Here is a 12,100-nt window from a genome sequence, read left to right on the forward strand (position 1 = left end):
ACGTTTAAACTCAACGTTTAGCTAGAATATGTAAGTAACGTCCAAGCCATTTGTACGGCTCTAATTGTGAGTAGCGTAGCTCCATTCTGATCACGGCATCCGGGTCATTATGTCCGCCACGCTTAAGCGGTGCATAGTCATGAAATACTCGTAAACCACTGCTACGTACAGTTTGGTAGTTGTGCGCTTTGAGCCAAGACTCGACCTCTTCTTTGGCCACTGGATGATTCGGCGTTAAGCTTTTGATGTTATCTGCTTTGTAGTCATTATTATCAAGTAGGCTATCGAGTAAGTTAAAATTCCCCATGATAAGATTGCGATAATCAAAACTTGCTGGATTATAGAAGCAGACAGATAGCGCGCCATCATCTGTTAAATGCTGATCAAAAAAATCCATGACCGCCGCGGGCTCTGCCAACCATTCGAGTAGCGCGTGCGACATAATCAAATCGAACTTCTCTGTCTCTGTCTGAGCCAGTTTTTCTTCAAGCGTTTGATAAGGGCAAACATACCAAGTAATGTCTAGCTTTTTATCAACTTTTTCTGCGCTCGCTTTCGCCTTCTCAAGCATATTTGCTGATATATCATTGATGACGACGCTATGACCTTGAGCAGCAAGTTCTATCGCAATTTGTGCAAGCCCTGCACCCACATCCAAGATACGTAAAGGTCGCCCAAGTGCCTCACTCATCTGTGAACTATATTCAAAAATATCACGGCGTAGCACGGCCAATCGAATATCGCCTTTTAAACCACCATAGACTTTTTTTTCGAAGTGATCGGCGATAGCATCGAAGCTACGATCTACTCGATCATTTTCTGCTGGTATAGAAAGGTTTGAGTCAGGCTGGCTATCTTGATGTTTAATTGGCATAAGTTATTCAGATCAATAAGTAAAAAGGATTCAAGCAATAAAAAGATTTAGCATGAACTAGCGCTTCAAACGTCTGTTAATTACCCATTTAAAAACGACCTTCGCTAAAACAATAACGACAAATACTACGATAACAAATACCCACATACCATTGCCTTGTAGGTTTTCTTGGTAGGCTTGTGCCAAGTATGCTGATAAAGCCATAGCGACTAAAAGTGCCCCCCAGCGGACATAAGGGACAGCACCGTTGTTGTGGTTGGGGAAGCTAGCAACATAATCGCTCGAAAAGCTATACAGCACCATTGCTAAAATCCAAACGATTGCAAGAATGATATCCATAATAAAGATAGCCTGTTAGGTCGTTATTTAAGTGATATAAAAGATGAGTTAGTGTAGCGGTTAGAAATTTTTTGTCCAGTACCACTAAAAATAATAGTGTCATTAAAGTGATTTAAACCACAATATTTTCATGAAAACCATTGGCTTATGTCCAAGCCAGTTGTAAGCATTGCTATATTAGCTAGTTGTTCTAGTTATCACAGTTGTTTGGTTGATATGATTTATATGCAAGCTACGTGTGAGTTCTGTGCTCAATATTTTAGCGCTAATTTGAATATCGATGCTACATTAGATGGAATGTTTGATTAGAGATATAAATATTCACTCAGTTAGTCAAAATAAATCTTGTCGAGCTGAACCAAATAAATATAATGTTTTTTGGTTCAAACCTTATCATACACAGAGATTAAACAATGAAATCAATTACCACAGCACTATTAGTCCTAGTATTTGCCTTCGCCTCTATGAGCCAAGCTCAAGCTCGAAATACTCCTTGTTCAGGAAAAATGGGCGGGGTGTCTCATTGCTCAGCAGATGGTAAATCCGTCTGTAAAAATGGCAAAATCAGCCAATCAAAAAAAACCTGCCATTAGAATTATTTTAGTGTATACGGATCATTCAAAATATCACTGTGCATGAACCGTCCAGCTTGATTTTAATGGTGGTCAGAACCCCCTAAATCAGCAATTTTGTGCTAAAATAGCTTCTTTTATTAAACATTGTTTTTAACAAAAACCGTATCACTATTTTCTGGTTGTTTTGCACGTATAGCAATGTTTTTTATGGTATGTATTTTGGTCATGACTGCCCATTGATGTGGCAGTATTTTTATATGATCTATGGGTGCCGTAAGCGATGTGTCAACGTTAGAAAAAGAATGTGAGTGAAGGAGTGTATATGAGCGAATCGGTCAGTCCTATTGGCATCGTAGATGAACTAAAGCAGTCGTATTTGGATTATGCGATGAGCGTGATCGTCTCGCGTGCGCTGCCTGATGTGCGTGATGGGTTCAAACCTGTACACCGCCGCGTGATGTATGCCATGCACGTGCTATCAAACGATTATAATAAACCGTACAAAAAATCAGCACGTGTGGTTGGTGATGTTATCGGTAAATACCATCCACATGGCGATAGTGCAGTTTATGATGCCATCGTACGTATGGCGCAGGATTTTAGCTTGCGTTATCCAATGGTTGATGGTCAAGGTAACTTTGGCTCGATCGATGATGATCCTCCGGCAGCGATGCGTTACACCGAAGTACGTATGACCAAACTGACTCACCAGATGCTCGCTGATTTGGACAAAGATACGGTCGATTGGGAAGATAACTACGATGGTTCTGAGCGTATGCCAAGCGTGATGCCAGCGCGTATTCCTAACCTATTGGTCAATGGTGCCACAGGTATCGCCGTTGGTATGGCGACCAATATGGCACCGCATAACCTGACCGAAGTGATTAATGCTTGTTTGGCGTATGCTGAAAACCCACAAGTTTCAGCTGAAGAGCTGATGTCACATATCTCAGGTCCTGATTTCCCTACGGGCGGTATTATCTATGGCCGTGCGGGCATTTTAGATGCTTATCGTACCGGTAAAGGCCGCTTGCACATCCGTGGTCGTTATCATATTGAGCCGATGAGCAATACTGGTGTCAATCGCGATCGTGAGCGTATTGTATTCACCGAAGTACCTTATCAGGCTAACAAAGCCAAATTGATCGAGCGTATCGCAGAGCTAGTCCGTGATAAGAAAATCGAAGGCATTACCGAGATTCGTGATGAGTCTGATAAAGACGGTATGCGTATCGCTATTGACTTGCGTCGCGGTGAGACGGCTGAAGTTATCGTTAACAACTTGTTTCTACAAACGCCACTAGAGTCTAGCTTTAGTATCAATATGGTGGCGCTAGATAATGGTCAGCCAAAACTATTGACTTTGCGTCAGCTGATCGCAGCGTTTGTGCGTCATCGTCAAGAGGTTGTGACTCGCCGTACGATTTATGAATTGAACAAAGCCCGCGTTCGTGGTCACCTGCTTGAAGGTTTAACCGTTGCTCTAGCAAACATCGATGAGATTATTGCGACGATTAAAGCTTCTGCAAACCGTGGCTTGGCGCGCGAAAGCTTATTAAATAACACGTGGGGCTCAGGTAGCGTCGTTGCGATGCTCACCGCTGCTGGTAGTCAGTCCGTCCGTCCTGAGTTTATTGAGGGCGAAGATCCTAACGCACCGTTTGGCCTAATCGAAGGCGAAGAACGTTATCGTTTATCACTGGAGCAGGTCAATGCGATTTTAGACATGCAATTGCATCGTCTGACTGGTCTTGAGCAAGACAAATTGACTGAAGAATACCAAGACTTACTGCGTGAAATTGCGCATTTAGAGTCTATCCTTGGTGATTTTGATAAGCTGATGACCATTATCTCTAATGAGATGATCGAGATTCGTGATAACTTTGGTGATGAGCGTCGTACCGATATCATCGATTCACGCATGGACTTTAGTCGTGAAGACCTTATTCCTGAGCAGACAGTTGTCATGACAGTATCGCGTACTGGCTACGCCAAAACTCAACCGATTGATGACTATGTCGCGCAAAAACGTGGCGGTAAAGGCAAGTCGGCTACAGCAATGAAAGAAGATGATGTGATTGATCATCTAATAGTGACATCGACGCATTCTACTGTACTGTGTTTCACTGATAGTGGACGTGTCTTTAGCTTACGCGGTTTTGAAGTGCCGATTGCCAGTCGCGGTGCTCGTGGTCGTCCATTGGTCAATCTGATTGGTTTAAATAGCGATGAGACTGTTACAACGATATTGCCAATTCCAAAAATCGTAGAAGAGTCACCATCGAAGAGTGATGCATCACTAGCAAGCGACTTAGTAGATGGTGATGATTTAGAAGGTAGTAATCAAGCAGAGGCACCTTTTGTATTCTTTGCCACTGCTAATGGTACAGTTAAACGGGTAGAGCTGAAGCAGTTTGCTAATATTCGCTCGAACGGTCTGATTGCGGTTGGATTAGAAGACGGTGATAAACTGGTCAGCGCTCGTATCACTAACGGTAGTCAAGAAGTAATGTTATTTGCTTCAAGTGGTAAAGCCATTCGTTTCGATGAGAATGATGCGCGTGCGATGGGCCGTACGGCTAAAGGTGTCCGCGGTATGCGTCTGGCTACTGATGAATTTATCAAGTCATTGGTCGTTATCGAAGATGATGTACACGAAATCCTGATTGCTTGTGAAAACGGCTTCGGTAAACGTACCTTTATCGAGGAGTTCAATACACAAAATCGCGGCGGTGGCGGTGTAATCGCTATCAAGACCAGTGAGCGTAACGGTGCACTAGTACGAGCGACTAAGGTTGACTCTACTGATGATATTATCTTAATCTCTGATAAAGGTACGTTGGTTCGTACTCCAGTTGAGCATGTCGCTAGCTCTGGTCGTAATACACAAGGCGTGACATTGATTCGTCTATCAAAAGATGAAAAACTGGTCGCTATGGCACGTGTCGAGCACGAAGAAAGTGATGATGAACTTATTGATGCCATGAGAGAAGACGGTACGTTCGATGTAGAAAGTCAGGAGCAGATAGATATCGATGCGACAACTGATAGTGCTACAACGACTGAGGTTGATGATGTGATCGATATTGCAAATGATCATAAACCAAATGACGATGCATAACAGAATGACGGATACTAGTCTTGGTAGTTAGCTTTTGAGCCTAGTCTCTTAGCATTTTCTAGAAAAAAGCCTCTGACGTCGTCGTCGGAGGCTTTTATTTTTTTTAATTCTCATTTTTATCAATAAGATAAATAAGGTTCTATTTTTAAGGCTGTTGCTATGTTTACGACCAATCAAACTTTTCAGGGAACTGTTGCCTCAGTATCATCGAGCTTTTTATTTGCGATGATGTTTTTATTTGGGCTATTTATGATGCCTTTAACTGGTACGCAGGTGGCATCATGGCGTGTGCTCATGATGTTGGTCAGTTTGGTGGTATTGGTCAGTTTTACTAAGCAGTGGCAACATGTTTTTGATTATATTAAGACGCTAAAGACCGCGAAGGACTGGCTGATTTTTGTATTACCTGCGCCAATATTAGGTGGGCAGATTTGGCTGTTTATGTGGGCGCCTGTCAATGGATTTGGTCTTGATGTCACTTTGGGATATTTTTTATTGCCGCTAATGATGATTGTGCTTGGTCGTTTTTTTTATCGTGAGCATATGAGTGTCTTACAGCAGGTAGCTGCGATATTTGCAGCATTAGGCATTGGTTACGATGTTTTTCAATATGGCTCGGTCTCTTGGGTGACATTGTTTGTGTGCTTGGGGTATCCACCATATTATCTATTACGGCGTACACTTTCTGTCCCTCCTATCACAGGATTACTGTTCGATTTAACTGTATTGACGCCAGTTGTACTTATCATGCTTTATATGACGGGCGGTTTTGATGTGGCGGCACAAGACATGAAGTTTTGGTATCTTTTACCGCTACTGGGCGCTTTTAGTGCGATGGCAATGTCGCTGACCATGGTTGCCAGTAGCAAGCTGCCCGTATCACTATTTGGAGCATTAAGTTATATAGAGCCGATGCTGTTGTTCGTGTTATCGATTACGATTTTGAGTCAGAGCCTTGAAGAGGGTGGCTCGTTATTTATGTATAGTATGATTACGCTTACACTATTGGTCATGATGGTCGATAGTGCAGCAGGCTATATAGTTCGTCGTCGCAATGACCACCTATATGGCTATAGAGAACCGCAAATAGGAGGCTTTCCACCGCGTCGTCATTTTATCAATCAGCGTATCGATGGCGTGCTAAAAGCCCACCGCTTTCGTAAGATACGTCGTTATCAAAAAAAGATGAATAAGCTACAGCAAAAAATCGAACAACTTGATGTAAAATAAGCACTTACCTGTATTAAATTTACTCAATTCGGAAGTTTAGACACTAGATGAAAAGTGGCATTGCTTATTCATTCTGACTTTGACATAATGCCGCTCATAATGTGAGCCTAATACATTAAAAGCGTTTATCTTAGATTACGCGACGACCTTATATGCAAAAGCCTCAGACGTTCTCGTCTGAGGCTTTTGTTTTTTTTAAAAATTGCCATGGATGTGCCCCAATCTTTAAAGGCTGTTGTGATGCTGACTACTAACCAAACCTCGCAGGGTACAATCACTGCTGTCGCTGCAAATTTTTTATACTCATTACTATTTTTATTTGGTCTACTGCTGCAACCATTATCAGGTACGCAGGTCGCTTCGTGGCGCGTGCTGACGATGTTTTTTAGCTTAGTATTGCTGGTAAGCGTACTAAAGCAGTGGCAGCACATTTTTGATTATCTAAAAACACTGAAAAATGCTAAAGAGTGGTTTTTATTTATATTACCCACACCGATTCTAGGCGCGCAAATCTGGATATTTATGTGGGCGCCAGTCAATGGCTTGGGGCTTGAGGTAACGTTGGGTTATTTCCTATATCCAATGATTATGATTGTTGTTGGCCGCTTTTTTTACAACGAAGACATGAGCTTACTTCAGTGGGCTGCTATCGTATGCGCAGGTCTTGGTATCGCTTACGATATCTTTCAGTATGGTGCGATCTCTTGGGCAACTTTGTTTGTTTGTTTGGGTTATCCTCCTTACTATCTACTACGCCGCAAGTTAGCAGTACCGCCTATTACTGGTCTAATCTCAGATCTGGTACTGTTGTTACCAGTCGTACTGGTCGCACTATATATGAATGGCGGTTTTGAAGTAGCTATCACCAACCACAAGCTTTGGTACTTGCTGCCGTTATTAGGCATTATCAGTACCGCTGCGATGTCACTAACTATGGTGGCGAGTCAAAAGCTACCAGTCTCATTATTTGGGACTCTGTGCTACCTTGAGCCGATATTTTTATTTATATTCTCAATTGCAATTTTAGATCGTAACTTACATGACGGCGGCTCGGTACTAATGTACAGCATGATCTTTATCGCACTGCTGATTATGATTGCTGATAGCGCACTTGGCTATATGGCACGCAAACGTGAAGACCGTTTACATGGCTACAATGAGCCGCAAGTGGGCAGTTTTCCACCACGTCGCCGCCTCAAAAATCGTCGTATCAAAGGTGTACTGATCGCGCATCGATTCCGCCAAATCAAAAAATATCAGCAAAAGATAGACAAAATGACGCGCAAAATCGAAGCATTAAATCTAGACTAGCGTTGGCAGATACGTCGTCGTATATAGTACTGATTGTTAGGTATTACTTTCCAGTATGTCTGCCAATTCACAGTATCAAAGAGATACGAATTACGCTATTATCGATAGTAGTAGTGCCACGATCGAGTGAGTGTATGGCACTATATCTGAGATACTATGGTTGACTTACTACAATATATAACTAGGACGGTTTATGTTACATCTTCATCATTTAGCAAACTCACGCTCGTTTCGTATTATCTGGCTATTGGAAGAGCTTGCCGCCGATTATAAACTGACTTGTTATGAGCGAAACAAAGCATACCGTGCTCCTGATAGCCTAAAGCAAGTACATCCGATTGGTAATGCGCCAATGTTAGAAGCGGACGATCGTGTGCTGATTGAGTCAGGATTTATCATTGAGTATCTGATTAAGCACTATGATAAAGAAAAGCAATTCAAACCTGACGATAATAACGAAGCAGCTTGGGAAGCCTATACTTTTTGGCTACACTTTGCAGAGGCTTCACTGATGCCATTGTTGGTCATGCGTTTGGTATTCACAAAGGTGGTGGCTCAATCACCAATGCTAATCAAACCTATCAGCAAAAAAATCCAAGGTCAGGTTGAGAAAAACATGATCAGTAGCGGTTTGGAGAAGATGCTAGATATGATGGAGCTTCATCTGCATGAAAACCATTGGTTTGCAGGTAGTGAATTTAGCGCCGCTGATATTCAAATGCATCTTGCAGTTGTTGGTGCCAATGCGGGTGCAGGTTTAGACCAGAGTAAATATACCAATCTTTTGAACTGGCTCAAACGTTGTGAAGAGCGAGATGCCTTTAAACGCGCAGAAAAAAGAGGTGGTCGTTTGCAGTTTTAGACGAAACACATTTGCATAGTGAGAAATAACTCATTTAATAGTAAAATAAAAGGTTTTGTTTATCATAGACAAAACCTTTTTTAGGATAAAAGATGACAGATCTGAATAAATCAAATGCTTCAAATACAGATATCGATAAATCACAAACTGATAGAGCTGCTATTAATAGCCAGCAAGTTTCTATCAAATCTTGGTCGCAGAAAATTTTGGTTGTCATACTATGCGCAGCGAGCTTTTATGGTGGTTGGAAGTCTTATGAGTCCAATATGGTCAATGAGTGTACGGCCAATGGTGGGCAGATGGTTGAAGCACAAAAAACCATGATGTGCCAATTATCATAACTGCCGATTGTTATACATAAGAGACGTAACGCGATGCTAAAGTTAACTTTTTTGGGTACGTCCGCAGGTGTACCGACTAAACAGCGCAATGTGACCGCACTGGCGATTGAATGTCTGAATCCGCATACCTCTGGCGCACAGCAAGAAAGTCGTCAACAGAACAATCAGAATAAGAAGTCGCGTCCATGGTTATTGATAGATTGCGGTGAAGGTACGCAGCAGCAGCTATTACATACCAAGCTGTCCATGCATCAATTGGTTGCTATCTGTATTACCCATGTGCATGGCGATCACTGTTACGGATTGCCAGGGTTGCTGGCCAGTGCAGCTATGTCAGGACGCCGTGAGCCGTTGACGCTGATCGCCCCAAAAGCAATTGCGACATTGCTTGAGGCCATTAGCCTAACTACAGAGTTGTACTTACCTTTTACCGTCAATTTTGTAGCGATTGAAGACGTGCTATCTGAGAAACGTGATACAAAAAAAGTGAATATCCAATTAAGCGACCAACATCAGCTTGATATTGATATCACAACGCTATCACATCGGGTCGCATCTCATGCATTTGGTATCACGCAGACCATTCATCATCGCAGGCTTGATAAGGATAAACTGCTAGCCCAAGGCATTCCTGCAAGCGCGCTATGGGGTAAACTACAAAAAGGTGAGGATGTCATCACCGAAGATGGTCAGCAGTTATGTGCAGCCGACTACGTCAATGACGAACTATCACGAACGCGAGTAGTGGTAGCAGGAGATAACGATACGCCAGCGTGTCTCACCGATGCACTGGTCGATACGGATTTATTGGTGCATGAAGCCACTTATACCCATGAGGTGCTCACTAAGATTCAAGGCAAAAACCCCGAGTTTGATCCGATGCATAGCAGTGCGCAATTGGTGGCTGAGCTTGTAGAAAAAAGCGGCGTAAATAATTTAATTTTGACTCACTTCAGTGCGCGTTATCAGGGTTTTGATAATCCTAATAGCAAGACGCCAAACATGGCATACCTTCGTTTAGACGCTGAAAGTGTCTATCAAGGCAATCTTTGGTTAGCTGCTGATTTTGATCAATACATGGTCGATGGCGCAGTCGAATCGGTAGGCAATAAAGAGTGCAGCCAAGAAGGTAGTGAAGAGAACAGTATAGAAGACAGCCGCGTGCAGTATATAGGTTCTGCACGCAGTGATTAGAGATGGTCTAGTGTCAAATATGACTTAGTATTAGATATGAGTAGCACTAGATATGGCTTAGCGCTTGCTGTCTTCAATTTGCAATTGCGTTATACCGCTCCAGTAGCGACTGAATTGATAGGCCACACGTCCTGAACGTCCACCACGCTCTGATGCCCAGCGTAGCGCATCCTTTCTAATTTTGTCAGGCATTAGCTGACTTTCTAAAATGTCTTTAGCATCACTATCCATATCAGCTGAGATTTTTTGCTGTTCCAAATTCAGATAATGCTGAATAATATGCAGATAAGTCTGCTGATCCATGGGGTGAAAAGTGAGTGATAAGCCGAATCGGTCTGACAATGATACGGTTTCATCAATGGCCTCATAAGGATTGACTTCATCCGTTTGACCGTTGTATATATTAATATTGTCTTTCATCATTTGCGGTAGTAGGCGACGGCGATTACTGGTAGCGTAGACCAATAGTTTGTCCTGTTCTGAATCAAGCGCACCATCAAGCACACTCTTTAGCGTACGATAGCTTTCGTCTTGACTGTCAAAAGCGAGATCGTCACAGTATACGATGTAGCGGCAATGACAATCTGCTGGTAGAGCATTAATGGCAGCGCGAATCTTGTCTAATATTTGTAGATCATCGCGGGCAACCTCAATAATACGCAAGCCTTCATTATGATGGGCTTGAAGCAAGGCTCGAATTAATGATGATTTACCAGCACCGCGTGTCCCTGACATTAAGACGTGATTGGCAGGATAACCTTTAATAAACTGACGGGTGTTTTGAACCAGTTTCGATTTTTGCTTATCGATACCATGCAAATCATCTAAGCTCAAAAACAGGTTGACCGATAAAGGCTGTAGATGGCCAGTGCGCCCGCCAACCCAGCGATAAGCCAGCTGGTTTGGGTCGATTTCAATAGTCGGTGTAACCTGCTCTTGCAAGTATTGACTGAGTAAATCTAACAAAGGTGCGGGTAGGGCATAAGTAGGTTGATCAGATGGCGTGGTCGGGATAGTTGGTTGTGACATAGTGGCTCTAGCAATTAAAGTTATCTTTAATACCATACCCAAAAATACAATTAACGCTGCTAAAATTCAGTGCCCATAATCTTAGTGGCTACTAAGCGTAGTACTTGTAACCATTATTCGCGTTATTATTATTTTTGGAAATGATACGAATGGTAAGGCAGTAATCTCACTATATTATGAGAAACAATACTATGGAAAATAGTGCCAGTAATCCGTCTATTACGCAAGCTTTGCAAGCTCAGGCAGAGCAGCTATTGTCCATTATTACCCAAGAGTTAGTTGCACAGCATTTTAGTGAGATAGTACATCAACGTATTGCTCAGCAAAGCACAGAACAAACACAAGACATCAAAAGGATTCATTATCAAGGCTTAACGCGTGCCCAGCATTCACAGTTTGGTCAAGTCATGATTAAATGGCAGTTGAGTGATAGCGCTTATCCTATCGCTTCCGACTTAACTCACGAAGCGGATATTTTAGCTGCTGTAAATGCTTCACTAAAAATCAAAGATAAGACTATCGCAGCGCCACTATTGGCTTATCATTGCATAAACGTTCAAATACTAGAGCAGTTACAACAGCTCGTGATAGTAGCCATGCCTTATTACTCTAACGGTAGCTTAGCGAGTCAGCTGACTACTTCAAAATATCTATCACTAACAGCGGCACAAAAATATCATTTCATCACTCAATCCGCATACTTAATAGCTAATTTGCATCAGATTGGCTGGTTGCATAATGATATTAAGCCTAGCAATATTTTGCTTGAGAGGGCTGACGATGAGTTGCCAGTAGATATTATGAGTAATGGTCTGACATCTAGATTATTACTCACTGATTTTGCGTTAGCACAACATATAACGGTGGCTAATAGTCATCCAAATATTGCTGGAACACTAGCATATTTATCACCTGAGCGTTGGCAAGGGCAGGGTGCAACAGTACAAAGCGATATCTATGCGTTTGGCATCATGATGGTTGAGGTGCTAACAGGCAAGCGACCGTTTCAGGTAGCTGCTAACAGCAAGGATAAATCAAAAGCGTGGGCGATTCAGCATTGCCAGCAACCTATTCCAAAGCTGCCGCCAGAATATAGCCATTATCAATGTATTGTCGATACAGCATTGGCGAAGCGGGTAGGTAGACGGTATCGGAGTATGGACGCTGTCTTAAAGGAGTTAATATCATTAGATGATAGCTGAGTTGATGATTTTATTTTTAAAA

11 protein-coding genes are annotated in these 12,100 nt (G+C 42.4%); 8 read left to right on the plus strand and 3 right to left on the minus strand.

From position 1 onward, the window contains the following. Nucleotides 1-10: 10 nt before the first annotated feature. Complete coding sequence (locus tag ACT3QR_RS00360) at nucleotides 11-874, minus strand: methyltransferase domain-containing protein (protein ID WP_444519426.1); 864 nt, start codon at nucleotides 872-874, stop codon at nucleotides 11-13. A 57-nt stretch (nucleotides 875-931) separates the two neighbouring features. Further along, nucleotides 932-1,213 carry a hypothetical protein gene (locus ACT3QR_RS00365; RefSeq protein WP_444519427.1) on the minus strand — a complete coding sequence of 94 codons (282 nt, stop codon included), beginning with the start codon at nucleotides 1,211-1,213 and terminating at the stop codon, nucleotides 932-934. 413 nt (nucleotides 1,214-1,626) lie between these two features. Here ACT3QR_RS00365 and ACT3QR_RS00370 point away from each other — a divergent pair, with 413 nt between their 5' ends. The 7 genes from ACT3QR_RS00370 to ACT3QR_RS00400 all read left to right on the plus strand — a co-directional run bounded on the left by ACT3QR_RS00370 (nucleotide 1,627) and on the right by ACT3QR_RS00400 (nucleotide 9,847). After that, complete coding sequence (locus ACT3QR_RS00370) at nucleotides 1,627-1,806, plus strand: hypothetical protein (RefSeq protein ID WP_444519428.1); 180 nt, start codon at nucleotides 1,627-1,629, stop codon at nucleotides 1,804-1,806. A 304-nt stretch (nucleotides 1,807-2,110) separates the two neighbouring features. Next, a complete protein-coding gene (gene gyrA, locus ACT3QR_RS00375) occupies nucleotides 2,111-4,909 on the plus strand; it encodes a DNA gyrase subunit A (RefSeq protein WP_444519429.1) in 2,799 nt (932 codons plus the stop codon). Between the two features lie 159 nt (nucleotides 4,910-5,068). Further along, entirely contained in the window at nucleotides 5,069-6,139 is a 1,071-nt protein-coding gene (rarD, locus tag ACT3QR_RS00380; protein ID WP_444519430.1) for an EamA family transporter RarD, read from the plus strand. A 240-nt stretch (nucleotides 6,140-6,379) separates the two neighbouring features. Further along, nucleotides 6,380-7,450, plus strand: a complete 1,071-nt coding sequence (gene rarD, locus ACT3QR_RS00385) for an EamA family transporter RarD (protein ID WP_444519431.1) — start codon at nucleotides 6,380-6,382, stop codon at nucleotides 7,448-7,450. A gap of 193 nt (nucleotides 7,451-7,643) precedes the next feature. Next, on the plus strand, nucleotides 7,644-8,312 hold the full coding sequence (locus ACT3QR_RS00390) for a glutathione S-transferase (RefSeq protein WP_444519432.1): 669 nt from the start codon (nucleotides 7,644-7,646) through the stop codon (nucleotides 8,310-8,312). A 92-nt stretch (nucleotides 8,313-8,404) separates the two neighbouring features. Further along, complete coding sequence (locus ACT3QR_RS00395) at nucleotides 8,405-8,653, plus strand: hypothetical protein (RefSeq protein WP_192519986.1); 249 nt, start codon at nucleotides 8,405-8,407, stop codon at nucleotides 8,651-8,653. Between the two features lie 33 nt (nucleotides 8,654-8,686). Then, complete coding sequence (locus tag ACT3QR_RS00400) at nucleotides 8,687-9,847, plus strand: ribonuclease Z (protein ID WP_444519433.1); 1,161 nt, start codon at nucleotides 8,687-8,689, stop codon at nucleotides 9,845-9,847. Between the two features lie 57 nt (nucleotides 9,848-9,904). Here the strand turns inward: ACT3QR_RS00400 and ACT3QR_RS00405 are convergent, their stop codons facing one another. Further along, nucleotides 9,905-10,876, minus strand: a complete 972-nt coding sequence (locus ACT3QR_RS00405) for an ATP-binding protein (protein ID WP_444519434.1) — start codon at nucleotides 10,874-10,876, stop codon at nucleotides 9,905-9,907. Between the two features lie 191 nt (nucleotides 10,877-11,067). Between ACT3QR_RS00405 and ACT3QR_RS00410 the strand changes: the two genes are divergently transcribed. After that, nucleotides 11,068-12,078, plus strand: coding sequence for a serine/threonine protein kinase (locus ACT3QR_RS00410; protein ID WP_444519435.1), 1,011 nt, complete (start codon nucleotides 11,068-11,070; stop codon nucleotides 12,076-12,078). Nucleotides 12,079-12,100: the final 22 nt, after the last annotated feature.

It is taken from the genome of Psychrobacter sp. AOP7-B1-25 (genome assembly GCF_052376195.1).
Lineage (GTDB): Bacteria > Pseudomonadota > Gammaproteobacteria > Pseudomonadales > Moraxellaceae > Psychrobacter.